Origin of the sequence: Grimontia sp. AD028, assembly GCF_000973155.1 — a bacterium.
GTDB classification, from domain to species: Bacteria; Pseudomonadota; Gammaproteobacteria; order Enterobacterales; family Vibrionaceae; genus Enterovibrio; species Enterovibrio indicus.
In genome coordinates this window covers 1-24,868 of record NZ_LASY01000053.1, presented here as the reverse complement: position 1 = coordinate 24,868, position 24,868 = coordinate 1, and the positions used below count along the sequence as shown (strand labels likewise).

Sequence of the window (24,868 nt, the reverse complement as noted above, 5' to 3'; positions counted from 1 at the left end):
ATATGGCAGGGAACTTAGCTAATTGCACTCAGGTGAATAAAAAACAAACTGGAAACAACAATTGGAAGGCCATACGGAACTCCCCTTATACTGCTATTTTTCAGAAGCTTAGATTTGATAAAGATGAAAATAGCTGTAAAGCCACCAACAAAGGTAATAGCAACCAAAGTCAGCAACCAAAACTGGCTGTCAATGATCAAGGCATATGCCGAAAAGAGTTTTACGTCACCAGCACCCACTATTCCCAATGAGAAAAAAATCACACCGACAAAAAAAACAATAAAGCCTCTAAGTATATGCAACTCAATGCTTTCGTTTCCGTAGGCGATGAATAAGCAGCAGGCTAATACAGCTAAACTTAACCTGTTGCTTATCTTTCTCTCTTTGACGTCCGAATAAACAATCAATGCAGATATAGTTATAAGGACTAAATCAATGAGGCTCATGGAAAGAGGTCTTAGACCAATCCAGTTTTAGCCACCTGCAGGAGTAAATGTTTCAGCAGAACCAATGTTGGTGTCAATCGTCGTCATAGCATCACTCAACGCTTGACCAAGCCCGCCATCTGTTATAACTGCCAAAACAATTGCAGAGATAGCAACACCGATGATTGCGTATTCGATAGCTGTTACGCCGCGCTCGTCACGAGCGAAAGACTTCAGAAAGTCTGAGACCATTGAAAGCATCATAATTGGAAACTCCATTTATTTTGTATGTGAATTCTTAACGATCGTTATTTTTAAGCGAAAATGAAAAATAGGAAAATCTCGCTAAATAACAAAAGTCGAAACATAAGATATATCTGATATTCAAATTAATCTACCTGACTTACCAGACCTATTTATTTCAATGATGAACCAGAAAATCACATATGAGACATTAGGGGGTGATTGTAAAGTTGTTGAATAATTAATTGATTGAATATAAATGAGAAGATAATTTGATGTGAGTCACGAATATGAATATGAAATTGGTTTTCTTGTCTAATGCTTAAATCAGATGAGATTCGTCATTATTTTTTACTTTGTTTGAATTGTGTCACGGAATTTTTTTGTCAGAGAAATGTTAAATATTCCTGACCTATTGCAATTGGTTTAATGACTATATAAACAGAATTACATATATTTGCAGGCTATTTTATGCATGGTGACTTTTTATATGGACACCCATTTTATCAGCTAAATTGTAATAAATGTAAATGAAGCACAAATTTTGAGCAAAATAAGAGGGGGTGATTAGAAGGAGTAAAATTGACGCTGATCAATTTTTGAGCGGGAATGTAAATGATCGGATTCCCGCTATAGAAAAATATAATGTGACCTGTTTAGTAAAGATATTTCTTATCCCTGAGTTTGGTAAGAAAATTTGGCTTTCTTTTCTGTGAATATGTTAACCAGATACATACCAATGAGCATGCAGGCAAAAAACAAGACAATCACCCCTGAACCTGACCCGAGAGCAGTGATAGCGGGGCCTGGACAGATACCTGCCATTCCCCAGCCGACACCGAAAATAAGGGAACCGCTTAACAGTTTTTTATCTATCTGTTGATTTTGGCTTACAGAGAAAGACGTTGCGAATTTGGGCTTTGGCTGTTTTCGAATGAACAGAAGATAACCTGGCAGGAACACCATCAGGGCACCGGCCATCACAAACGCCAAGCTGGGGTCCCATTCTCCGAACACATCCAGAAAGCCGATGACCTTGGCGGGATTGACCATACCAGACACCATCATCCCCAATCCGAAAACAAAACCTGACATCAGGGCAACCAATTTAAAAAGCATGATGATATTCCTTAAAGGTGAAAACGGATGAAAACGGTCGCAAAGGCCGCCGCCATGAAAACAAGCGTGGCGACAATTGAACGCTTTGAAAGTCGGCCCATGCCACAAATGCCGTGTCCGCTGGTGCAGCCATTGGCGAGTTTGGTACCAACCCCGACGAGAAGGCCGGCACACATAGTGAGGAGGGGAGAGGTGTCAGCTGATATGGTTGAAAAGTTGGGGTAGGGGAAACCAATGAAAGACGCCGTCAGTCCGGCTACCACCATGCCGCCTATAAATAGCAATCTCCAGGATACATCCGCTTTTTGAGGCTTCAGTAAGCCGCCGATGATGCCGCTGATACCAGCGATACGACCATTCAATGCCAATAAAACTAAACCTGAAACACCTAGAAGCATGCCACCTAGCAGCGCGTCCCATGGTATTTGAAATGCCATAAATACTCCCGAATTTTAATGAGTCTGCCGCAATTGCAGCGAGTCCTAATATTTAAAATTCTAATGGAGCTGTTATTTAAGTCAATGCTAAATTAGGTAATGGTTATTCATTGGCTGTGAATGATTTTGGGCGTTGATTTATTCATCTGGTTTTGTCTTTCCCAACTGGAACACCAACTCAAAGTCCATGCCGCCATGATTGTTCTTTCTGGCAGTAATGCCCCCTTCCATGTCCCGCATATTGTTGGCGCAAATAGAAAGACCTAAGCCCAAACCCTTTCCGATCTTTTTGGTGGTGGTGAAAGGATCAAACAAGGTTTCCAAGGCCTCCTCTTCTACACCGATACCATTGTCTGACAGAGTGACGATGACCGAGGACTTTTCAGCAGCAACCGAGATGATGAGGTGAGGCTGGGTAGTATTTGCCATGGCATCACAGGCGTTGGAAATCAGGTTGCCTAAGACCTGTCTGAGGCGCTGTTCTTCTGCCAATATGCTTGGCGTGTTTTCCGGCAAACGAATCCTCACATTTACCCGTTCTAAAGGCTGTTGATAGATGCGCAAGGCTTCCTCCAACACAGGTGGAAGTGCAATAGCATCAAGCTTGTCCGGTTTGTTGTAAGCGAAGGTTTTAAGCTGGGTGGTCATATCAACCATGCGTTCAATGAGCTTATCAATCAGCAGGTTGTTCGAGAGGATTTTCTCGCCTTCACCCCGATCGAATAACACGCCGTTGGTTGTGACCAGCGTGCGAAGTCCGGTGAGTGGTTGGTTCAACTCATGGGCAATCGCGCTCGACATCCTTCCCATCGCGGCCATTTTACTGGACTCAATCAATTGAGCCTGCGCTTCATGTAGCTCTTCCGTTCGTTCTTCTACGCGCTGTGCCAAAAGCGTGTTCGCTTCAAACAAGGCTTCTTCGGCCTTTTTCCGCTTGGTGATATCCAGCAAAGTTACGAGGTAGAAATGGCGATCATGAAAAGGGAATGCGGTAAGAGAAACCAAGGCGGGAAAGGTGCTGCCATCATGCCTTTTCGCGATGCTTTCCTGCGCATTGATGTTGATGTCTTCAATAACATTTTTGTATTGATCAAACAGCAACACGATGGGGGAGTGTCTGTCCGCAATCAGTTGTGAAATCTTGATCTTCGAAGTGAGCTCGCCAGTAAAACCAAACATGCTGATAGCCATGGCATTGATATCAACAACTTGCCCTTTTTCATCTAGCAATAAGAGGCCGACCTGGGTCTTATTGATCATCTGGTTGAGTTTTTGTTCTGACTCTTCAATCAGCGCCTGAATACGGCGCTGGCTCAGGTTTTTCTGGTGGCGCTGATAACTGATTACCCCCAACAGGAATAACAACAAAAACAGCATGGCAACGCTCCAGCCAGCCGCCGCCGCGTTTCTTTCCACCGAGCTGATAGGCGTGAGATAACTTAGCTGCCATTTAAGGTCGTCCAGTTGAATGGTCTGGGCAAAATAGCGCGAGCGGCCAAGTTGCCAGGTACGGATAGTGTCTCCTTGCCAAAGGCTGGAGACCTTAGTTTGGATGTCGATGTCGCCATCATTCAACGCATCGGCGGAAAACTTATCGCTGCTGGAAAGGAAAAATTGCCCTTCCGGATTTTGCAGCAACATGATGTCAGAACTCGCGAGCCATTGGTCGGTCAGCAGACGTAAATCAAGTTGTACAACGACAATGCCGACAATATTCAGCTCGCTGAAAATGGGTGATGAAAGGTAGTAGAAAGGGCTCACCCCTTTGGTTTTTCGTACCATGGATGTGCCTTCGCCGAGGGCATGGACATCGCGCACAATCGCATCCAAATCCTGACTGGTGATGTAATCGCCATCCACACTGGAAGCCAGCACTTTGCCCTTATCAGACAGGATATACCAACCTTTGGTATTGGCTGCTTTGTCGAGTTGACTGAGTGTGTTTTCAACCTCGTCAGTGATTGAGGTATCACCCAAGGTTAAAGCAACCACGTCAGGATTGTTATTGAGTAAATAGGGGAGGTGATAGAAGCGCAGCAAAGCATGGCGAATCTCAGCGATGGCGTTGAGCAAATCCTGCTGTGCGGAATGTTGCGCTTGCACGGTCAGCCATTGGCGTGCGGTTTCTCTGCCACCCCAGAAAAACACTGACACCAGGATCAGCGAAATACCGATAAGACTCCATTTACGGCGCATAGCAAGATTCCGTTTGCTGGTTTCGTTTCTTGTAGAACGTTGAGTATATTAACACTATAAGCGCTTTTCCGATGGGTGGAGCATAGCGCGATCTGAGAGCAGAGGGATATGAAAACAACGCAGAGTGCAAGGATTGCCCTGATTGAAGACGACGAAATCGTCAGGCAGGCAACCTCCCAATGGCTGCAATTGGCAGGCTTTGATGTGGTTGAGTTTGGCTTGGGGAATGAGGCTTTCGACCTGATTCAGCATCAGGCATTTGACGCGATTATCAGTGATGTCAGATTGCCGGATATTGATGGGATCGCGCTGTTAGAAAAGCTTATCGACGGTGGTGTGAGTGCACCAGTACTAATCATTACTGGTCACGGCGATGTCGATATGGCTGTGAAAGCTTTGCACCTCGGTGCGTTTGATTTTATTGAAAAGCCTTTCCAGCCGGACAGGTTATCGAGTCGTGTTTCTCAAGCGGTTGAGCAGTTCCACGCACAAACCTCGACCCAGCTTCGTGGAGAATATCTTGCAAGTCTCTCGGGGCTGGAAAAAGTACTGGTCGGTCAGAGCGAAGTGATGAAGCGACTCCGCGAGCAGGTTGCACGAATCGCACTTATCGACACCAACGTAATCATTTATGGCGAAACCGGATGTGGTAAAGAGTTGGTCGCCAACAGTTTGCACAAGGGAAGCGGCAGAAAATCTCATCAGTTTGTGCCCATCAATTGCGGAGCCATTCCAGAAAACCTGTTTGAAAGCGAGCTTTTTGGCCATGAAGCAGGAGCTTTCACGGGCGCCGCGAAAAAGCGCATTGGTAAGCTGGAGTATGCCGACAAGGGCACTCTGTTTCTCGATGAAATTGAAAGTATGCCTACGGCAATGCAGGTCAAAGTGCTGCGCAGCTTGCAGGAAAATACGGTTGAGCGGGTGGGCGGCAACAAGCAAATCAATATCGATCTTCGCGTGGTCGCAGCTGCCAAAGAAGATCTGCGCGATCATCCTGAGTTCCGGCAAGATCTCTATTACCGCCTGAACGTGGCGCAAATCTATATCCCGCCGCTTCGCGAGCGCGGAGAAGACATCCTCACGCTGTTCGAGCACTTTGCCAAGGAATCCAATCCCAATGCAAGACCAGTGAGTGATGCAGATAAGAAAGCCATGATGTCCTATGGTTGGCCGGGGAACGTACGCGAACTTCGTAATGTCGCCATGCGCTTTGCGCTGGACGACACCATGTCAGTACTGGAAATTCTTTCGAACCGGCCTGTGGCATCCAGTGAACCCAACAGCACGGGTGTGCCTTTGGCAGTGCAACTGCATAACTTTGAGCGAAAGGTGTTGGAAGAGGCGCTGACCCGACATCAAGGACGCATCAATGACGTGATGCAGGAACTGGATTTACCCCGCCGTACACTGAACCAGAAAATGCAAAAGTTCGGCTTAAATCGCACAGATTTTACGGATTCCTGATAGTCCTGAATGAACTCGCGATATGCATCGGCACATTTTTGCTTATCGCCATCCGATAATCCTCGTAACCCCTTGCCAATGCTGGACTTCCACAATAAGCAAAATCTTGCCGATGGTTTTTTCCCCCTATCAGCAGGATTTTGCTCATTTCTCTCTCACGTTTTCAAATAATTAAATAAAATCAGACAGATAAAATCTGGCATCTACTTTGCTCTTACCAAATCCAAATAACAAATTATTAACATGGAACGCAGTAAACAGGAGTGAAGTATGAAACTGAAAAAGATGCTGGCAGCAATGGCCGTAGTGGCTTCAATGGGCGCAAGCGTGAACGTTGGTGCGGAAGAGAGAAGCTATATTCTCGCGACGGCTTCAACTGGCGGCACTTACTACCCGGTAGGTGTTGCGCTGGCGACACTGAGTAAGGTGAAGCTGGGCCCTAAGTATCAATTCTCTCTTTCCGCGATAAGCTCTGCCGGTTCGGGTGAAAATGTTAAGTTGCTGAATGAGAACGAAGCCCAGTTTGCGATTTTACAAGGGCTTTATGGCGCTTGGGCTTGGCAAGGTTCGGGTCCATACAAGGGTGTGAAGCAAGATGATATCCGCGCCGTTTCGATGCTTTGGCAAAACGTTGAGCATTTTATTGTACGTTCTGACTTGGCAGAAACCGGCACGGTGGCGGATTTGTCGAAACTGGACGGTAAGAAATTCTCGATTGGCAAAAAGAACTCAGGGACAGAGAACTCAGGCCGCCACATTATGAGTGAGCTTTCCATCTCTCCGGACAACTTTCACCTAGCGTTTATGGGCTATGGTGCGAGTGCCAATGCACTGCAAAATGGCACCATTGAAGGAATGAATACTCCCGCAGGCGTGCCAGTGGGCGCGGTTACTCAGGCATTTGCTGCCATGGGTGATGATTTGAAGATTCTTTCTTTTACGGATGAGCAAATTAAGCAGGTCAACAGCACCTATAACCTTTGGACAGCTTACGAAATTCCCGCCAACACCTATCCCGGTCTTGATAAACCAATCACCACGGTCGCCCAGCCTAACTTCCTCGCGGTGCGCGACGATGTGTCCGATGACGATGTTTATCAACTGACCAAAGCCATCTATGAAAATCTGCCTTTCCTCCAGGGCATTCATAAAGCCACCAAAGCCATGGCGATTGAAAAAGCGATTGCTGGCCTTCCGGTGCCGTTGCATCCAGGTGCCGTGCGTTATTACGAAGAAGTGGGTATCGACATTCCCGCAGAGTTGAAAACGCAATAAGCCCTTTTTCCCCAATTGGGAGATTGAAAACGACAGACAGCCCTGCTTTAGGGCTGTCTAGCAAGAGAGTAGTAACGCTCCTCGAAAGGAGTGCTGGAGCCAATCATGACGGATGCTGTAAACAAAGAGCTCGAAAAATTCGAGCTGCCTAATCGCATCGATATTCCCTGGGTGAACCTGACCATTACCGTTTTGGCGGTGGCATTATCCTGTGTTCACATCTGGTTCAACACCTTATCGACTTGGTCGGAACTTTGGGTTTCGGCGACCCACTTTGCCGGATTTGCGGTGATTTGTGCGCTGTGGTTTCCCGCCGCCAATCACCTGAAACATAACAAAATCACTTTGGTGATAGACCTATGGATTGCTATTGCAGCGGTCGCTTGTCTGCTTTACATCCCTTACGCCGAAGATGCACTTTACGAGCGCGGCGTGAAGTTTGTGGCAAGCGACTGGGTATTCGCCACAATAGCCATCCTGATTGCGATGGAACTGGTACGCCGCACCATGGGCTGGTTTATCCCCATGCTCATCGCGGTATGCCTGAGCTATGTCGTGCTGTGGGGGCAGTGGATGCCCGGCGTGTTCCATTTTCCGGGTTTGAGCTTGGAAACCGTTTTGTACCGAAGTTTCTTCTCGTCTGAGGGCATGTTCGGCCCTATTTCCCGGATCAGCTGGAGTTATGTCTTCATGTTCATCCTGTTCGGTGCATTTCTGGTGCGATCCGGTGTGGGTGACTTTATCGTTCGTCTATCAAAAGCGGCGGCAGGGAAAATCATTGGTGGGCCAGGTTTTATCGCGGTATTGGGCTCTGGCTTGATGGGTTCGGTATCGGGATCGAGCGTGGCAAATACCGTCTCGACGGGTGTTATCACGATCCCTTTGATGAAGAAAGCGGGCTTTCCGGCGCGGTTTGCTGCAGGGGTGGAAGCGGCAGCATCTACGGGCGGGCAGTTGATGCCACCAGTGATGGGCGCTGGCGCCTTCATCATGGCGTCTTATACCCAAATCCCTTACGTCGATATCATCGCTGTTTCCTTTATGCCAGCGCTGATCTACTTCCTTTCTGTTGCCTTTTTTGTTCGCATTGAAGCCAAGCGCAGCAATGTGCAGAAAGTATCGGAAGACGAAGAGTCGGTTCTGGGTGTGCTTATTTCAGGCTGGCACAACCTCATTCCGCTCGCGGTGTTAGTGTTCTTGCTGATCCAAGGGTTCACACCAACTTATGCTGCGGGTATTTCCATTCTTTCTGTCATTGCAGCCAGTTGGCTCTCGAAAGACAATAAAATGGGGCCCAGTGCTGTGATTGAAGCGTTGGCGTTAGGAGCAAAGAATATGGCGCCGACGGCGATTTTGCTGGTTGGTATTGGCTTGGTCGTTAACGTTATCAGCACGACTGGCATTGGCAATACTTTCTCCTTAATGATTGATGGCTGGGCAGGCGGTAACCTTCTGGTGATGTTGCTTCTGATCGCGCTGGCTTCTTTGATCCTCGGGATGGGATTGCCAGTGACTGCGGCTTATATCGTGCTTGGTACTTTGTCCGCACCCGCGCTTTATACCTTGCTGGCTGAAAACCAGTTGATCGATCTGATTGTCGCTGGCGAGCTTCCAGAACAAGCAAAAGCCATCTTTATGTTGGCGGGGCCGGAAACCTTTGAATCGCTGAGCGCGGCGATGTCAGTGGAACAAGCCAAAGAGCTGCTGACGCTGGTGCCACCGGATTTCAAAGAAACGCTGATGGAACAAGCGCTGGGCGTTGAAGCTGTCGGGCTGGCATTGCTCTCTGCGCATCTGATTATATTCTGGCTGTCGCAAGACAGTAACGTCACGCCGCCTGTCTGTCTTACGGCCTTTGCTGCTGCGACCATCGCACGCACGCCACCGATGAGGACGGGGTTGACGGCATGGAAGATCGCCAAAGGGCTTTATATCGTGCCACTTCTGATTGCCTACAGTTCGCTAGTGAGTTGGGATTTCACTGAAGTCTTGGTGGTGGGCATTTTTGCTATCTTCGGCACCTATTCACTTATCGGTGCCTTGGAAGGGTATCTGGAAGGTGCATTGAACCCTTTGCTGCGATTGGTATTGGTTGTTGCGGCAATTGTCATGGTCTGGCCGGGCTTACCACTTTGGATGAGGTTACTGGGTATGATGACTTTCCTAGCGCTCTTTATCTACAGTGGTCGAAAAGTTCCAGCTCAGACTGCCGCGTCATCCCACTAATGTCTTCTTTCATCTGGTTTAGGCATCAAGCCTGGACCAGATGTTTTTCCCCGTTGTCCTAAATCCTGACACCTTTTGTCAGCAAACTTTGCTCATGATTACTTTAGGTTTATGCCCAAGGTCATTCATGAGTGGTTATCGTTTTCTCGCATTGTTCGCCTTACTGGTGCTGCATTCTTCTGTTTTGGGAACGCTGGCGAACGCCGCGACACCTTCTCCGCCAAATGCGCGGGTCTTTTTCATCACTCCGCAAGATGGAGAGGTGGTTCCACAGACCTTCAGGATCAAGTTTGGGCTGGAAGGTATGCGGTTGGCGAAAGCGGGTGAGAGAGTGGCGAACTCAGGGCATCATCATCTTTTGATCAACATTGACTCGCTGGTGGATTTTTCGCTGCCTTTGCCTGAAACAGATAACATCCTGCATTTCGGGGAAGGGCAAACTGAGACGCAATTGACGCTGCCGAAGGGAAAACACACGTTGCAATTACTTCTCGGAGACTACCTTCATATTCCTCATGTTAAACCTGTTATTTCCCACAAAATCACCATTATCGTCAGATAAAAAAGCGCAGACTCCGGTGGTGGAATAGGAGCCTGCGCAAGGGTGCAGTGGATAGATAAATTGGATTTGTTTTATTGGCCGCGGCCGCACACCATCACAACCAAAGTGCGGAAGATGATGTAACAGTCCATTCTCAACCAACTCATTGGTGAAGACAGTGACAGTGCGTAAGAGTGGTCAAAGCCGACTTTTGAACGTACATCTTCAATGCAGGTGTCATAGCCTTGGTTAACCTGAGCAAGACCGGTGATGCCTGGCGTCACGCCATAAGTGCGGTCGGCAAAGTAAGGAATAGCAGTTTCCAGTTTTTGGTAGAAACCTGGGCGCTCTGGACGAGGGCCAATCAGCGCCATATCACCGGCCAGCACATTCAGAAACTGTGGCAGTTCATCCAGACGGGTTTTGCGCAGGAAACGACCTACACGGGTCACGCGAGGGTCTTCTTTGGCTGCCCAAGCCGCGCCGCCAGCTTCTGCGTCAGTGCGCATGGTGCGGAACTTGATCATGTTAAAAATCAGGCTGCGGTCTGGCAGTGAACGACCAATGCGCATCTGGCTAAAGAACACTGGGCCTGGGCTGTCGAGTTTGATAGCGAGTGCAATCAAAGGAAACAGCGGCAGCGTGAGTGCCAGTCCGATAAGAGAGCAGAAAATGTCCATCGAGCGCTTCGCTTTTGCAGTGATGGGGTTGATGTCCATTTGCGCGTTGAGATTCATGTTCAGGTTCATGATGATCGTCCTCTTCCTAAATTCATTTGCCAGACGTGACACGCTGCCAACGTCCTTTTTCTAATCCAATGATGTAGCGCAGAGTACCAATCAGGTTTGCCGTGTGTCCGGCAACCAGGTAGTTCAGCGCCTTGCTAATTCTGTTTTTTGGCTGACAGCCGATCAGCTGGCATATCGCCACAATGCTGTAAATACTAAGTTGTCCTGCCGCTGCAACCATGAAGAAGGGATTGGTCTGGGCAAGGTAGATGCTGCCTGCCAACGCAGTCAGCATCAGAAACGGCATCAGCACCCGTAACGCTTTGCCAGAAGCAAAGGTGAATGCGACACCGCGGTGGCTGGGGTGCAAACATTCTGCGAGACGGATAAGTTGCTGACAGTTACCCGCGCCAATGCGCAGACGGCGGCGGAAGTCCTGCGCGTGATTGGAGGCTTCCAGCTCCACAGCTTGAATATCTTCCAGCACCACAGCGCGGTAGCCTTGCGCCACAATGGACATTGGCAGGATGAAATCATCATTGATCGTGTCCAGTGCCAAGGGTTTGAATAATTCACGGCGGATAAAGTACAGCGCACCATGAGCACCCAATGCCGAGCCGAGTTGTGCTTCGTTGCGTTGGATTTTGTTTTGATAGTGCCAATATTGCTGTTCTTCTTCGCAAGGGTTCAGGAAACAGTAACGACTGTTCACTACGCCAACTTCTTTGCACTGAAAGCGTTTGGCTGCCAGACGCAGTGCGTCGTAAGAAATCAGGGCAGAAATATCGCTCATCGCTACCAGGTCGGTATGAATGGTCGCCGTGGCTTTGTTGAGCACAATCACCTTGCCGTGATTGTCGATGTACTCAAGCACGCGAAGGTTCAGGTGTTGGCAAAGCGGCTCTCTAATAGTGTTGCGGGCAACTTCTGCTGTGTTATCGGTGCAGCCGTCACATGCCAAAACGATTTCCAGTTTTTCTGCGGGATAGTCCAGCATGGCCAGATTTCGGATTTTCTCTGCGATCCATTGTGCCTCGTTGTATGCAGGCAGCAGCACGCAGATGGTTGGCAGTGCTTTTTCATCCGCCGTGGTTGCTGGCTCTGAGGCTGCGTTAGTGGTAAATCGCACCAACAGTTTAAGCAGCAGCGGGTAGCCAATATGGTGATAAATCACCAGCAAGATACTCGCCGTAGTGAGCCAAAAAATCAGTTCATACGCCATAGCTAAGACCCTCCGCCAAAGAATCGTAGGCTTTTGCCATGTTTCGGACATCGGCATGGCACATCACGAAATCTCGTGGGTTTTGAGTGCGGTTCTCATACAGGAATGGCAGGATTTTCTCCGCCATGTCTGCAGAATCCCCCGCTTTCAACAGTAAACCTGTTTTCGGACATAACGTTTCGACAGCACCACCCACATCGGTAACTGCAGTCGGAATGCCGCAAGATTGTGCTTCAAGCGGGGCCAGTGGAAAGCCTTCGTTGAACGAGGGTAAGCAGAAAAGATCAAGCGATTGATAGAAGGTTGGCATGCTCTCGACATGACCAAGGAAATGAATGCGATGGTCAATCGCCAAACGTTCAGCCTGATCTTTCAGCGCGCTTTCCAGTGAGCCGGAGCCCGCAATCGCCAGATGATAGTGAGCAGGCAAATCGGCCATCGCTTCAATCAGCACGCCGTGGCCTTTCACTTCTTCGAGACGGCCACTGGCACCAATCAGCTTGACACCAGAAGGCAGACTCAATGCCTTGCGTGCTTTGAATTTGTCACCCGGAATGAATCGGGAAGTATCGATACCGTTCTTGATGACCTTCAACTGGTGAATGCCGGGTAAATCCATCATACCCTGCGCCACGATGTCGGCATCTGCGACTTCGACAGGTTTGGCAATCAAGGAAACGATACGGTGCAGGAGGCGATGGCTTTTTTCACTGTAGTGCCAAGCGTCGTGCTCGGTGTGCATGTGAGCCATGCCATTAAGGCGAGATGCCAAACCACCGTAAAAGAAGGGACCGATATGGTGGGTATGAACCACATCTGCTTTCAACTCACGAAGAACTCGTTTCAACTGCTTTACCAGGTCCAAAGACAGGCCTGGTTGCTTGTTGAGGAAAATGAGCTGGTCTTTATGTGTCTCGAGACGAGGCCACGCTGCAATCGCAGTTTCCAGATCACCTTCGAGACTCACAATCTTCATGTTGTTGCGGAACGTGGAGAAGTTCATCAGCTCGAGCGCCATGACTTCGAGTCCACCGGGTCTGAGATGTTGTACTACCTGCACTATGGTCTTCATGGTTTTCCCCAATTCGATTCAATCTTTAGGAACCTTGTTGATGAAGACCTTAGTGCATAGGGTGTGCCAATTCGTGTGAGGCATTTAACTCAATGATATGGTGAAGAATTCTAAAATGGGATTTGGCAGGAGAGTTGAATTTCTCATTCTGAGAATCGCCCTGACAGTCATCGGGCGAGTCCCATGATTTTTTCACGCCAGTTTTCCATCGTGCGGGAATTTGCCTTTTCCATCTCCTCCCAACGGTCTGGGATGTCATTTTTTATCTCCGCCAGAAGCTGACGTGCATTGGGATCGCTTTGGGCTTGTTGCTCCAGCCATAACAGCCAGCGGTAATCGACAATGCCGTTCATCATGTCATACAGATCGTTGTGGATATCAGGCTCTTCCGGACAAGGATTGACGGAAGGGTAGAGCATCTGCACATCAAACTCTCGTCCATCGGTAGGGTCGAATGGGTCTGCAGTGGGCATACGTCCGTGCCATTTCAAAAAGCCATCCGCACCGGTTCGCCACAGGTAGTATCCGGATGCCGCGCGGGCGTTAGAGAGGTTATAGAGCCATACTTCGCGGTCGTCTTTCTGCGTCTCTTTGACCTGATCCGCATCAATGCCAAAACCGTCGTTCACCAAGACCAAGTCGAACATGGGAAGGTAGGCTTTATCATGATCACTGTTCAGGTGTCCGGCGAGCTTGGCGTCTGGGGCGAGCATGCTAAAGCTTCGGTACATCTCTTTAAACAGATCAACATTGCCGGGATTGCTCGGTTCATCAGCAATCGACCAATAGGGTGTTGGCTGCAAGCGCTGTTTATAGCGGGCTTCAATGTCTGCCACAACATTGGCAGCATTGCCTGTGCCTATAGACTGACTCAGCCGTTTAGCGGGGGCGTAAGCCATGACAGAACTAAAACCCAGTACATTCAGGTTATCGGAAAGGCTATCGAATTCCTTTTGCGTTTCCTGATTGTGAGGCGTGGAATAAGGCGGAGAGATACCGGTTAGCCCGATTTTTCTCAGGAACTTCAAATCGCAGATCATTGCCATGTCGCCAATGGGTGCCAGATCTTTGAACCAACCAAACTGCACCTGTTTTTCAAGGTAAATCCCGACGGGTTTGGTCAACGGCGGTAAGGTAACATCCAGCACAGAAACGGTGAACGGTGCTTTAAGGACTTTGCCCTGCATCATCACCTGTACTTCGCCGCGATAGTCACCGGGCGGCTGGTTGTCAGGTACATCAACCCGCACCATTAGCCGTCTAGGCAGCGCAACACCTTGGTTTTCTGGCATCAATCCATGTCGGAGGTAATCATCGTTGGGTGCCAGCAAGGTGGATGAAAGGTGGGTTCGGGTCAGTTGCCACTGGCTCCAGTGCCAACTGGCCGACAAGGTTTGCTGTTCTTGGCTGGGTTGTCTCAGCAACACCATGGGAGCGCCGGGCAGGTTGCCTTGTTCAAACGCCATGGTGAATAACACGGGTGTACCGGGAGCAGCACTGATTGTTTCATTTTGAACCTGTAATCTCGGCTGTCCAGTTGGCCACTTTTTCCATGCCGCTACCGGCCAGTTTCTGTCCCACCAGAGTTTACGTTGGCGGGTCAGCATTTCCAATATCAGCGGGTTATCCGCAGGTGTTGCCAGCACACCGCTGACAAACTGTGCATCTGGGCTGTCGCCTTTGAGGGTGATCTTCACCGGATTGCCGTTACTGCTGGCACTGAAAGTGACGCGGTCACTTTTTCTGGCGCCAAAATGATCCCAACTGCTGCTTTCCGGTGAGACGGTCACGTCGCGAAGACCAAGGTAGACATTTTCAATCCAGTCCTTTGGAGAAAGGCGTTGTCGGTAGACGGTTTTTCCATCCACTTGAATTTGGCGTTCCAGTGGGTGGGGGAGAAATTCCCATTCCCCTGCGTCGCGAAGCCAAAGGGTGATTTGCCATTCACCGGCAGGTAGTGGCAGTGTGAGGTTATCAATGCCGCGGATGCCATCAAACGTTAGGGCGTCAGCAGCCTGCATGCGGGTACTTCTGTCCAGCGCATGAACTGAACGTCCGGTGACCAGCGGCGAACCGGGTGACAAAGGCTGAAACCCAGGCCAAATCGCACTTCCTTCAGGGCCTAAATCCCACGCAAAGATATTTTTTCCCAATGGCTTGGGGGTAACAGCTTTGATACTGGTCAGCGCAAAACCGCGCTCTGCACGTCCGGCAAAAACGATAATTTGCTCAAGACCTTGCAGATCTAATCGTCTACCTTCCGGGGTGCGCAAGCTGGCGAAAGGGACTTCCAGATTAAATTCACCGGGTGGGATGACCCGCTCGATGTTGGCGCGATCGGCATAACCCGGGTTTTTGGTGTCGTCGGCTCGGATGACGGCGATGGCATCGGTTTTAGAAAGGTTGTTGCCAGAAATCACCAGCATGCTGGTTTCCGATATGTCTTGCAGTTCCGTGCTGTCGAGACGGAGGTTGGCCATCACCAAAGAAGGACAAAGTAACAGCAAGGTGAGAATCCATGGCTTCATCTTTGTCACTCCATTATTTAGCTTCGATAACATTGCCGTCTTTGGGTGAAGGCAGTGCGGGATGCTCCTGCTTCACAAAAGGAATGCGCGTGAGTACCGGCGCACCTGTGATGGTTTCCAGTGTATCTATACGGCGAATAGTGGTGTCCGTCAGTTCCATGATGACAGCAAGCCCACAGCCAAGGAATACGCCGCCCACCATGCCAGCGATGGCAAACACAATGATGGGAAGATTACTCGGCGTGCTTGGTGAGTAGGGGCGGTCGATAATTTTGATCCGTTTATCTTGTTCGAATACACCGAGAGAGCTGGTTAAACGTGCTTTTTCCTGACGTTCCAGCAACTCTTCAAACAACATACGCTTCACCTGCAGGTCACGCTCGAGTTTGCGGATCTGCTGCTCTTTCTCGCCGGACATATTGGTCTTTTCTTCCAGCTGGGTGATCATTTTTCGCAAGCTGGCTGTTTCCTCTTCCAGCGTTTCCACTTTGCTTCTTGCTGCCTGAAGGCTTTCTAGCTGGGAGATAAGCAGGGGTTGGGATTCACTGTCACCATTCATGCGTGCGCTGCTGGCAATGTCCCAAAGCTGTGCAGTATCAATGGTCTCGCGGGTTGATTCAACCAGTTGGGCGCGTTGCTCTTCGAGGCGGCGCAGGTTCCTGAGCGCCGCCTGAACCAGACTGTGTTGGTCGGTGTAGCGAGCTTTCAGCAATGCCAGTTCACTGCGAATTTTCACAATCTGATCTTCAATACTACCTATGACTGGGTTGGTGCTGGAAAGCTGTTGGTCAAGGCCACCCAGGCTCTTCTGTGCGCCGGCCATTTCGGCTTCCTTTTCGGAAAGGCGCTGCTTGAGCTGTTCGATACGGGCATAGTTTGCGACTTGGAGTTCCGGCAGACCATCAGCATGCTTGCTGCGAAAATCAGCCAACGCCGCTTCTGCATCATCCAGTTCTTCGCGACGTTTATTGATGTGTTCTGAAAGGAAGAAGCTGGAGTCTTTCATGGAGGAACGTTCCGGTGCTAAGAGTTCTTCCACCACATAATCGCTTACGGTTTCCAGCGTTTCTTTCATACCTTCTGGATCGTTAGAGCGGTAATCAATTCTGATCACGTCTTTACCAATGGTGACCATATTCAGCCCATTTGAAAGCTGGGCAATGACTTCATCTAGCTTTTGCGGCGAGTCGTCTTCATCCACATAGCCTCGTTCAAGCGCGACCTTCCCCAAAATGTGGCGACTGTGCAGCAGGGTTTGCAAGCCACTGAAACGCTCTTTCATCTGGGCTGACACGGCGAGGTCTTCCAGAAAAGGGTTCATTTTTGAGGTTTCCTGAACCAGCATGCTGGTGTGCGAAATATACTGCTTTGGGCTCAGCAGGCCGATGGCAATCCCCATCAAAGGAAAGATGAGTATCGGCATCATGATCACATAGCGGCGACGCCAAGAGCCATCGAGCAGGATCAGGAATTTGTAGGTCAAGGAATTCATAGCGCATCCAACCAGTCAGCTAATTTTTCAGCTCGCGCATCCCAGGTATGAGGGCTGACCGCCGCTTGCTGGTGTGAATTGTTTTGCTTCTGCCCCGCACGTTCCAGTGCTGAGATCATTTCGTCCACATTATTAACGATAGACACATATCCACGATATTCACTGACAGCAGGAAAAGGTGTGCTGATCACCGGGCGCCCCGTGGCGAGATATTCACGCAACTTCAGAGGGTTACACGCCTGAATCTGGCCGTTGTCGGTAAAAGGCAACAAGCTGGCTGACCAATGTTGACTGTAACCAGGTAGTTCGTGGTGAGGGCGTGGGCCCATCAGGGTGACGTTGTCGTGCTTTGCCAAGGTTTTGGCTTCGTCGCAGGCATGTCCGATGAAGACAAAATGCCAGTCTGGCAGGGCCTCAATGGTGCTGTGCAGCATGGGGTAATCTAGCCATTCAGACAGCGAGCCGTAGAAACCAGCGATGGGCTTACCATCATTAGGCAAGTCTTTAGCGCGGGGTGCCGGCGTAGAAAACAGTGAGTAGTCGACACCGTGTGGCAGCAGACGCGTGCGCATGGCAGGGAAACGTGTGTAGAGGGTTTCACTGGCAGCGAGGATGAGATCTGCTTTGTTCACCAATTCAGTTTCTCGTTCTGCCACGGTGTCGTGGTCGACACCCGCCAGCTTGGAAAAATCGTCACCGCAATAATAAACCACCGACGATGCCCCCAGTTTGTCTGAAATATCCACTGCCGTTGGCAGAGAAGTCCAGAGGATTGGGTTGTGCAAGTTGGCTTTTTCAATGATAGGGAGCAGCTGGTTCATCAGCATACTGGATGCGATGTTTCTGCCGAAACGGGTGCGGGGTGCAGGCAGCGTTGATGGATTCACTAAGGTGAAGTTCGCAGGTAAGTTCGCCTCACTTTTCGCTGCAGTTGGGACCGATTTTGCGGTGAGCTTTCTCCACGCCCGACGCACATCGTTCATGGTGAGTGTTGGTCGGCGAAGGCCGATGGAGTTGACCCAAACCACTTTACGCTGCTCTGAAAGACGACGGATAAGGTGCTGGGTACTTGAAGGCAATCCGCCCCAGTCTTCACCGAAAACAATCAAATCGCGGCTCATCGTTTCATCTCCTCATCCGTGAGTGGACGAATCACTTTTGCTGGCACACCGCCAGCGACGACAAAGGGGGGCAGGTCGTGAGTGACCACGCTGCCAGCGGCGACAATAGTGCCTCGGCCGATGGTGACGCCAGCCATCACAGAGACACCGGTTGCCAGCCAAACATCCTGTTCCAAAATGACATCGCCCACTTGGCTGTCGAGTTCAGACATGCCGGCGGCGCGGTCATCTGCATTAACTGGGTGTCCGGGATAACCCGCGATAAAAGCACGGCCTGCGATGCGAACGTTGTCACCCAACACCACTTTGGAGCCAACAGCGATGGTGGTTTGCCAGCCGATATCGATATTGCTGCCAATGATCAACTCAGGCTGAATGTTACCGCTGGTGCGACCCGAGAAGGTGGATTGCCCTGATACGCGGCAGTTGTCACCCATCGAAATAGAAACCGGACCGCTGACGAAAGGCATACCGCCGTAGAGGTACAAACCATGACCGACATGCTGCAGGCGACCCTTGAATACCGGTGTCCACCACAGAGCGCGTGTCAGGTTGCCCCACAGGGCCTGAATCACGACCGTGATTTTGTAGAGTGGTACAACAATGAGTTTTGGTGCTGGCATGCTCATCTGGAGCATGCCTTTCAGCATTTTGAACAGGCCGCGAGCGACGGGGCTCGGGCTGTGCTTTAACCAATGTCGGGTCGCTTGCATGTTCATGATGATTACTCCACGGTCACTGATTTTGCTAGGTTACGTGGTTGGTCAACGTCGGTGCCTTTCAGCACAGCAACGTGATACGCCAGCAACTGCAAAGGCAGGGTGTAAAGCACGGGCATCAGGATGGGGTCGCAATCCGGCATCTCAATCGCATGGGTAATGTGATCTGATGCCAATTCGATACCCTCGTGGTTACTGATCAGAATCACTTTGGCACCACGTGCGGCCACTTCGCGAAGGTTCGAGAGTGTTTTCGCCATCATAGGGCCCGGAGGCGCAACCAATACCACTGGCATGCTGTCATCAATCAGAGCAATTGGACCGTGTTTCAGTTCGCCTGCCGGATAAGCTTCAGCGTGGATGTAGCTGATCTCTTTGAGCTTCAGCGCGCCTTCCTGAGCCAAAGGGAAACCTGTTCCACGGCCGAGGAAGAGCGCATGCTCAGATTGCATCATGGAAGCAGCGACAGATTTAAGGGACGCCAGTTGGTCAATCACATTAGACAAGCCTACAGGTAGGCTGAACAGCGCCTTGATCGCCGCTTTTTCGGCTGCGACATCCAGTCGGCCACTGGCTTTTGCCATGCGTAGGGCGGTCAGCAGCAGAACCATCAACTGTCCGGTGAAGGCTTTGGTTGAAGCAACACCAATCTCAGCGCCAGCCAGTGTGCGCAGGAAGCAGTCACTTTCAGCGGCCATTGTGCTGGTATCAACATTAAGCAGTGACATGCAAGATAAGCCTTGCTCTTTGGTGTAACGAAGCGCCGCAAGGGTGTCAGCTGTTTCGCCGGATTGGCTGATAAACAGCGACAGTGTGCTTGGTGACAGTGGAGATTCGCGGTAGCGATATTCAGACGCAACATCCGCCTCAACGGGAATCGCTGCGAATTGTTCGAACCAGGTGCGGGCAACCATACCTGCATAGTAAGAGGTGCCGCAGGCAACGATAGAAAGACGGTCAAAACGTTCCAGATTGGCTGGGAACATTTCATCTTTCAGCGTAAATGTCGCGTTGTCACAGTAATGGTTCAACGTGTTGCGAACCACTTCTGGTTGCTGGTGGATTTCCTTCAGCATGTAATGACGATAGCCTTGCTTGCCTTGGTCGTGCTCGGAGACCTGCAGTGCTTTCATTTCTCTGTGCGTGGTTTCGCCATCGGTGGTGGTGATCACCAAGCCATCGACACTTACTTTGGCAACATCACCGTCTTCCAGCAGGCAGAGGTTGCGTGCAACACTCGCCAAAGCAATCGAATCAGATGAAATAAAGTGGCCAGCTGCGCCCTGGCCAATCACCAATGGACTGCCGAGACGAGCGGCATAAACCGTGTTTGGCTCAGACGCGAAGATGACTGCAATTGCAAAACTGCCTTCCAATGTGGCGACAGCTTCTCGTAGCGCGGCTTCGGGTGACAATCCTTTATCAAGGTTGCGGGTAATGAGCAGCGGGATGCATTCGCTGTCGGTTTCGCTGTTAAAGCAATAACCATCACTTTCCAGATCGGTTTTCAGTGCACTGTAGTTTTCGATGATGCCGTTATGAACCACCGCAACTTTAGGTGTCATGTGCGGGTGAGCATTGGACTCGGAAGGTGCACCGTGGGTCGCCCAACGGGTATGAGCAATGCCCACAAAGCCTTCTAATGGATGCTCTTTCAGCAGTGAGCTCAAAGCATCAAGTTTGCCCGGTGCACGGCGGCGCTGTAATCCGGTGCGTTGTGCGATAACCAGACCACTGGAGTCATATCCGCGATATGACAGGGCACGAAGCCCACCCACTAATGCTGAGGTGACTGACGTTTCTGAAACAGCTGCGAAGATTCCACACATAATCGTTCTCCTTGGTTTTCTTTTCCGCTCATTGATGAGCGCCTTTTCCAAGAAGAGAGCACTAACTGTGCCAAGATGTATTGGTGTTAATTTTCAGATAGATAGAGTAAAACGCCGTGCGATAAAACGGCGTTTTCTCATTATGAATGTCAGATTAATCAAATTGACGCTTAGTTTGCTGTTTGCCTTTTCATCGCCTGAATCGAAAATTTGGGTAACAGGCTGAAGCGTTGTGCCAGCAGTACCATAGAACCCATCGCCATCATCAGTAGCATAAGGCGTGCGATGTCTGACCATTCATACGTGGAAACGTACAGCCAGAAGAAGCAAAAACCACCGCAGAAAAGCAAGGCCGTTAAAGGGTAAGGCAGGTGGTAAAGGTGCTGGCTCACAGCGTAGAACAACACGAACCTCAGACCTTGGGTAAAGGTGAGTGCCATTAGCACACCTATCACGCCGTAGCTGTTGCCCCACCAAATTAAGGTGCCGACAGCAACCAGAGCTGACACCACATTAATCGCCATTTGTCCGTAGGTGGTATCTCCGGCGAAGCTGCCAAGATTGACCAGTTCAGCCAGCTCTTTGAACAATGCTGCAATGATTAAAAAGACGGTGAAAGTTGCAGCGAGTTGATAGGTATCAGGGAGTAACCAAGTAATGGCGAGCGGAGCCAGAAAGGCAACCATCACTGAAATGAGCATCACTGCGGTCAGTCCAAAACAGGTATAACGTGTCGCTGTTTCGCGTCCATTGACGTCATAAAGCACATCGAAGCGTTTTGGCATCCACCACATACCGAAAGGTTGCAGTAAAAGCACCACCGCCAGCCCGAATTTCGCGGCGACACCAAACTGTGCCACCTCTTCGAGAGAACTGACTTCTGCCAGTACCCAACGATCGAAACCGTTCATGGTGAAGGCCATCAAGCCACTCGCCATGATAGGAATGCTGTAGATGAGCGATTGCTTGGCGACAGGCATGGAAAACGCCAATCCCGTTTCGCGAACCTGAATCACAAACAGAATCACTGCCTGTAGAACAGCCGCAATGATCCCGGCTTCCAATACGCCATCGATGCCTCGGCCTGAAAGCAGCATCACCACAGTGAGACCCGCTTGCAGCAGCGCGCGGCCAACGGCGACGGAGAAGAAGGTGAAGGCGCGATTCTGCATGCGAATCCAACCGAGCGGTACAGCGATACAACCTTCCAGTGCCAGCATTAAAAGTACCAGACGCAGTTGGTAGGTGGTGAGCCCACCGGGAACCATACTGTCGAGCCAAGCCGCCAGTGACCAGGATAAAGGGATCACCACAGCGCAGATAATCAAAGTGAGCGTGAAGATCCGCGCGGACATGGTGAGCCGCTCTGCCTCGGATTTACTGCGCCCGACAAAGCGATACAAGGCGTCTTCAAGTCCCAAACCAACCAGAATACTGCCGAGGGCGGCGATACTGCTGACAATCTCCAATTTCCCGAATTCAGCTTGAGGCAACTGATGGGTAATAAAGGGCAGCATCAGCAGAGAGATCCCTCTCATCAATGCCATGCTGCTGCCATACAGCAGGGTTTGTTTCATCATTGGCGATAACGCTTTCATCCTTGAACCTCATCGCGGGCGAGTGCGGCGTCATTGCGTGCGCTTTGTTGAGTGAGCGCGTCACAAATGGCGGAGAAGCAAAGTTCGGCGCGGTATTGACGCGCAATTTGGAAGGCTTCCTCGCCCAACTCTTTCAGTGACTGCATGTTCTGCTGCGCTTTTGCGAGTGTGCGGGCTAGATCCGCTTCATCGTCCGGCAAGTATTTCAGGCAGTTTTCGCCATCAGTCAGTTGGGTGTCCCAGTAGGCACCATCGGAAGGAATGATGACGCACATACCCGCAGCCATGGCTTCAAGAATGGACAAACCGAAAGGTTCTTTGGTGCTGGTGGAAACAAAAATATTGCTGCGCGCGCGAATGCCATCCAACTTTTCAGGGGCTTCATGCCAGAACACTTTTGTGATGCATTGCGGCGCGTTGCTGACCGCAAGATTGGTCTGTTTCGGGCGGATAAAGCAGATGTGTGTTTCCGGGCGTTCAGACGGTGTCATGTGCGACAGTGCTTTGGTTAGCGTATCTAACCCTTTCCATTTCAGGAGAGAAGCCGCCCAGAACAATACCGCATAGTCATATTGGCATCGGGTTGGCCAAAGCGCCTTTGGCAGACCATTTCTGAAAGTCTGGAATTGAGGAAAGGCGGAAACATCTTCCAACGAGCCTGTTGCGCTGATGGCGTGGTTTAACGAATCCCGCGTGGAGTCAAGATAATAGACTTCATCGGCTGACAGTAAGCAGCGACCAATAGTTCTTGAGCGTGCAACCGGGCCATGTACCATTTGCACCAGACGGTAACCCAAAAGAAAACGGGCGAGGTAAAGGCCAAGGTCGACGCCCGGGCCTGATGCTGCGAGCGCCGTATCCATTCTTCCGACAAACAATCTTAACCAAAGCAATTGCAGGGCAATCAGAAAATGACGGGTGAAGTAGCTTAAACCCTGCTCGGTTTTTTCCAGTTGCTTTGGCATGTACAAGGTTTTTACGTACGCTTGCGTTTTCGCCCAGGTGTCAGGGTCGGATGTCAGGATCGAAATGCGAACCGGCTTTGATTCTAACTGGCTAAGGATATGTTTGGTGGATACCTTAGAGCCGCCCGCAAAAGGGATCGGATCAAGAATCACGATATGCTTTAAACGTTTCATTACACAGCCTCCGAAGGTTGACGGCGGAATTTGCGAACAAAGTTCAGTGACGCCTTAACAGGAGGTACAAATTGCCATTGGTTGGTCCAACGGGCGGTCATGCTTGGATTGGTCAATAGCGATTGGTATAGAGCTTCAAAGCGTTGGGTATGCTGAGTGATGGTGAATTCCGCCATCACGCGGCGATAGCCATCCTGCGAAAATTGCAGGCTTTGCTCTGGATTCGTAAACAGGTGGTAAGCTGCTTGTGCAATAGCATGGGCATTATCGGGTTCAACAAGAATGCCGGTTTTCTGATGGGCGATCACGCCTGGAATGCCGCCCACTCTTGGGGCGACAACCGGTAAGCCTGCGAGGTTTGCTTCCGCGAGGGTCAGGCCGAATACTTCTTCTCTCGCGCCGGAAAGATACACATCCGCACCGCCACGCATCAGGCCGACGACGTTTTCCTGTTCGCCAATCAGGTGAATGCGATCTTCCATACCAGCTTCTGCGATCTGGCTTTCCAGTGCCGCGCGTTCACTGCCTTCACCGATAACAACGAGGTGGGCTGGCAAGCGCAACTCCCGCATCTGGCGGCAGGCTTCAATCAGCAAATCGACGCCTTTGCGGTGAATGAGTGAGCATACCGTCACGGCAACGAAAGCATGGTAAGGAATGCCGCATTTCTTGCGTAAATCCTCAACTGGCTGGCTTAACAGCTTTTGGGTGTCGATGCCGTTTGGAATGACCTGACAGCGATCTTCGTTCGCGCCGTCACTCAGCAATTGGTCGACCACAGGTTGGCTGACACCAACGGCCACGCTGGCATGATGGAAACCGAGGGTAATGCGGTCACGCAGTGGATAGCGGGAGTGCAGGTGAAGTACCAAAGGTAGTTTGCGGGCTCTGGCGACCAGATTCAGCCACTGTGATGGGGCACCACTGTTTGAATGCAGAAGAGAAATGTTGTGCTTATCAACAATACGAAGCCCTTCGTTGACCAACTTGGTGTAACCGACCACGTCCCACTTGGGCGCTTGTTCCCCAAACAGCAAAGTAAAGTTGCTGACGTAAACCGGAATATCGAGTTGGCGAACCTGTTCAGCCAATGCTTCATTGTTACACCAGAGCACAGGTGCAAACGCAGATTTATCAAGGTGGGTCAGCAGGTCGATCAGACAACGTTCGCTGCCACGAATCCAGTTATCACCATAATGCACAAAAAGTACGTTCTGACGGGTTTGTTGAGTTTGCAGTGATGCGTTCATTATTCTTCCTCCAGTCCTTTTGGCAATGAATGCGCCGGACTTGTGTATGTGACACTGACTGCAAAGAACGCACCAATTTTTAAGTGATTGAAATGAAAGAGCCTGAGTGCTTTTCTCGCCTCAGGCTCAGTGGTTTCTTTCATTTTGAGAGTCAGATTTACAGGGAATACACCCAAACGACCTGAAGATGCAGGATTCAGCGAGATTGACTGGCGTTGTGATCACGGCGTTCCTTTGCAGGTGT

General features: G+C 50.3%; 20 protein-coding genes. 4 read left to right on the top strand and 16 right to left on the bottom strand.

The window, feature by feature from the left end; all coding sequences use genetic code 11:
* Positions 1-14 precede the first annotated feature (14 nt).
* The 5 genes from RN22_RS12105 to RN22_RS12085 all read right to left on the bottom strand — a co-directional run bounded on the left by RN22_RS12105 (position 15) and on the right by RN22_RS12085 (position 4,420).
* The gene (locus tag RN22_RS12105) at positions 15-446 is read right to left on the bottom strand and encodes a prepilin peptidase (protein ID WP_046304552.1); all 432 of its coding nucleotides are present in this window, start codon (positions 444-446) and stop codon (positions 15-17) included.
* A 27-nt stretch (positions 447-473) separates the two neighbouring features.
* On the bottom strand, positions 474-689 hold the full coding sequence (locus RN22_RS12100; protein ID WP_046304550.1) for a Flp family type IVb pilin: 216 nt from the start codon (positions 687-689) through the stop codon (positions 474-476).
* A 651-nt stretch (positions 690-1,340) separates the two neighbouring features.
* The gene (locus RN22_RS12095; protein ID WP_046304548.1) at positions 1,341-1,787 is read right to left on the bottom strand and encodes a YeeE/YedE family protein; all 447 of its coding nucleotides are present in this window, start codon (positions 1,785-1,787) and stop codon (positions 1,341-1,343) included.
* Between the two features lie 11 nt (positions 1,788-1,798).
* Positions 1,799-2,224: a YeeE/YedE family protein gene (locus RN22_RS12090; protein ID WP_046304546.1), complete on the bottom strand. Its 426-nt coding sequence runs from the start codon at positions 2,222-2,224 to the stop codon at positions 1,799-1,801.
* 138 nt (positions 2,225-2,362) lie between these two features.
* On the bottom strand, positions 2,363-4,420 hold the full coding sequence (locus tag RN22_RS12085) for a sensor histidine kinase (RefSeq protein ID WP_046304544.1): 2,058 nt from the start codon (positions 4,418-4,420) through the stop codon (positions 2,363-2,365).
* Positions 4,421-4,528: 108 nt separating this feature from the next.
* Between RN22_RS12085 and RN22_RS12080 the strand changes: the two genes are divergently transcribed.
* From RN22_RS12080 to RN22_RS12065, 4 genes are all read left to right on the top strand, one after another.
* A complete protein-coding gene (locus RN22_RS12080) occupies positions 4,529-5,884 on the top strand; it encodes a sigma-54 dependent transcriptional regulator (protein ID WP_046304542.1) in 1,356 nt (451 codons plus the stop codon).
* A 270-nt stretch (positions 5,885-6,154) separates the two neighbouring features.
* Positions 6,155-7,159 (top strand): TAXI family TRAP transporter solute-binding subunit, encoded by a 1,005-nt coding sequence (locus RN22_RS12075; RefSeq protein ID WP_046304540.1) that lies wholly within the window; start codon positions 6,155-6,157, stop codon positions 7,157-7,159.
* Between the two features lie 105 nt (positions 7,160-7,264).
* Positions 7,265-9,385 carry a TRAP transporter permease gene (locus tag RN22_RS12070; RefSeq protein WP_046304538.1) on the top strand — a complete coding sequence of 707 codons (2,121 nt, stop codon included), beginning with the start codon at positions 7,265-7,267 and terminating at the stop codon, positions 9,383-9,385.
* Between the two features lie 127 nt (positions 9,386-9,512).
* Positions 9,513-9,947: a DUF4399 domain-containing protein gene (locus RN22_RS12065; RefSeq protein WP_046304536.1), complete on the top strand. Its 435-nt coding sequence runs from the start codon at positions 9,513-9,515 to the stop codon at positions 9,945-9,947.
* Between the two features lie 71 nt (positions 9,948-10,018).
* Here RN22_RS12065 and RN22_RS12060 read toward each other — a convergent pair whose 3' ends face one another.
* The 11 genes from RN22_RS12060 to RN22_RS12010 form a co-directional block, all read right to left on the bottom strand.
* Positions 10,019-10,675 carry a sugar transferase gene (locus RN22_RS12060; protein WP_082111403.1) on the bottom strand — a complete coding sequence of 219 codons (657 nt, stop codon included), beginning with the start codon at positions 10,673-10,675 and terminating at the stop codon, positions 10,019-10,021.
* 22 nt (positions 10,676-10,697) lie between these two features.
* A complete protein-coding gene (locus tag RN22_RS12055) occupies positions 10,698-11,876 on the bottom strand; it encodes a glycosyltransferase family 2 protein (protein WP_046304534.1) in 1,179 nt (392 codons plus the stop codon).
* Positions 11,866-12,948, bottom strand: a complete 1,083-nt coding sequence (locus RN22_RS12050; RefSeq protein ID WP_046304532.1) for a glycosyltransferase — start codon at positions 12,946-12,948, stop codon at positions 11,866-11,868. Before RN22_RS12050 ends, RN22_RS12055 begins: the two co-directional genes overlap by 11 nt.
* A 167-nt stretch (positions 12,949-13,115) precedes the next feature.
* Positions 13,116-15,476: a hypothetical protein gene (locus RN22_RS12045; RefSeq protein ID WP_046304530.1), complete on the bottom strand. Its 2,361-nt coding sequence runs from the start codon at positions 15,474-15,476 to the stop codon at positions 13,116-13,118.
* A 13-nt stretch (positions 15,477-15,489) separates the two neighbouring features.
* On the bottom strand, positions 15,490-16,968 hold the full coding sequence (locus tag RN22_RS12040; RefSeq protein WP_046304528.1) for a chain-length determining protein: 1,479 nt from the start codon (positions 16,966-16,968) through the stop codon (positions 15,490-15,492).
* A complete protein-coding gene (locus RN22_RS12035) occupies positions 16,965-18,089 on the bottom strand; it encodes a glycosyltransferase (RefSeq protein WP_046304526.1) in 1,125 nt (374 codons plus the stop codon). Before RN22_RS12035 ends, RN22_RS12040 begins: the two co-directional genes overlap by 4 nt.
* A complete protein-coding gene (locus tag RN22_RS12030) occupies positions 18,086-18,808 on the bottom strand; it encodes an acyltransferase (RefSeq protein WP_046304524.1) in 723 nt (240 codons plus the stop codon). The genes RN22_RS12035 and RN22_RS12030 overlap by 4 nt, the downstream gene beginning before the upstream one ends.
* Positions 18,809-18,813: 5 nt before the next feature.
* On the bottom strand, positions 18,814-20,637 hold the full coding sequence (gene glmS / locus RN22_RS12025) for a glutamine--fructose-6-phosphate transaminase (isomerizing) (RefSeq protein ID WP_046304521.1): 1,824 nt from the start codon (positions 20,635-20,637) through the stop codon (positions 18,814-18,816).
* 170 nt (positions 20,638-20,807) lie between these two features.
* Entirely contained in the window at positions 20,808-22,235 is a 1,428-nt protein-coding gene (locus RN22_RS12020; RefSeq protein ID WP_046304519.1) for a lipopolysaccharide biosynthesis protein, read from the bottom strand.
* The gene (locus RN22_RS12015; RefSeq protein WP_046304517.1) at positions 22,232-23,374 is read right to left on the bottom strand and encodes a glycosyltransferase family 4 protein; all 1,143 of its coding nucleotides are present in this window, start codon (positions 23,372-23,374) and stop codon (positions 22,232-22,234) included. The genes RN22_RS12020 and RN22_RS12015 overlap by 4 nt, the downstream gene beginning before the upstream one ends.
* Positions 23,374-24,624, bottom strand: coding sequence for a glycosyltransferase (locus RN22_RS12010; RefSeq protein ID WP_046304515.1), 1,251 nt, complete (start codon positions 24,622-24,624; stop codon positions 23,374-23,376). The genes RN22_RS12015 and RN22_RS12010 overlap by 1 nt, the downstream gene beginning before the upstream one ends.
* Between the last annotated feature and the right edge of the window lie 244 nt (positions 24,625-24,868).

Bases quoted from the DNA above. Each gene is read 5' to 3' on its own strand.
- RN22_RS12045 (WP_046304530.1), bottom strand. From the start codon at position 15,476: ATGAAGCCATGGATTCTCACCTTGCTGTTACTTTGTCCTTCTTTGGTG.
- RN22_RS12075 (WP_046304540.1), top strand. From the start codon at position 6,155: ATGAAACTGAAAAAGATGCTGGCAGCAATGGCCGTAGTGGCTTCAATG.
- RN22_RS12035 (WP_046304526.1), bottom strand. From the start codon at position 18,089: ATGAGCCGCGATTTGATTGTTTTCGGTGAAGACTGGGGCGGATTGCCT.
- glmS (WP_046304521.1), bottom strand. From the start codon at position 20,637: ATGTGTGGAATCTTCGCAGCTGTTTCAGAAACGTCAGTCACCTCAGCA.
- RN22_RS12040 (WP_046304528.1), bottom strand. From the start codon at position 16,968: ATGAATTCCTTGACCTACAAATTCCTGATCCTGCTCGATGGCTCTTGG.
- RN22_RS12030 (WP_046304524.1), bottom strand. From the start codon at position 18,808: ATGAACATGCAAGCGACCCGACATTGGTTAAAGCACAGCCCGAGCCCC.
- RN22_RS12080 (WP_046304542.1), top strand. From the start codon at position 4,529: ATGAAAACAACGCAGAGTGCAAGGATTGCCCTGATTGAAGACGACGAA.
- RN22_RS12060 (WP_082111403.1), bottom strand. From the start codon at position 10,675: ATGAACCTGAACATGAATCTCAACGCGCAAATGGACATCAACCCCATC.
- RN22_RS12085 (WP_046304544.1), bottom strand. From the start codon at position 4,420: ATGCGCCGTAAATGGAGTCTTATCGGTATTTCGCTGATCCTGGTGTCA.
- RN22_RS12050 (WP_046304532.1), bottom strand. From the start codon at position 12,948: ATGAAGACCATAGTGCAGGTAGTACAACATCTCAGACCCGGTGGACTC.
- RN22_RS12070 (WP_046304538.1), top strand. From the start codon at position 7,265: ATGACGGATGCTGTAAACAAAGAGCTCGAAAAATTCGAGCTGCCTAAT.
- RN22_RS12090 (WP_046304546.1), bottom strand. From the start codon at position 2,224: ATGGCATTTCAAATACCATGGGACGCGCTGCTAGGTGGCATGCTTCTA.
- RN22_RS12010 (WP_046304515.1), bottom strand. From the start codon at position 24,624: ATGAACGCATCACTGCAAACTCAACAAACCCGTCAGAACGTACTTTTT.
- RN22_RS12015 (WP_046304517.1), bottom strand. From the start codon at position 23,374: ATGAAACGTTTAAAGCATATCGTGATTCTTGATCCGATCCCTTTTGCG.
- RN22_RS12065 (WP_046304536.1), top strand. From the start codon at position 9,513: ATGAGTGGTTATCGTTTTCTCGCATTGTTCGCCTTACTGGTGCTGCAT.
- RN22_RS12095 (WP_046304548.1), bottom strand. From the start codon at position 1,787: ATGCTTTTTAAATTGGTTGCCCTGATGTCAGGTTTTGTTTTCGGATTG.
- RN22_RS12020 (WP_046304519.1), bottom strand. From the start codon at position 22,235: ATGAAAGCGTTATCGCCAATGATGAAACAAACCCTGCTGTATGGCAGC.
- RN22_RS12100 (WP_046304550.1), bottom strand. From the start codon at position 689: ATGATGCTTTCAATGGTCTCAGACTTTCTGAAGTCTTTCGCTCGTGAC.
- RN22_RS12105 (WP_046304552.1), bottom strand. From the start codon at position 446: ATGAGCCTCATTGATTTAGTCCTTATAACTATATCTGCATTGATTGTT.
- RN22_RS12055 (WP_046304534.1), bottom strand. From the start codon at position 11,876: ATGGCGTATGAACTGATTTTTTGGCTCACTACGGCGAGTATCTTGCTG.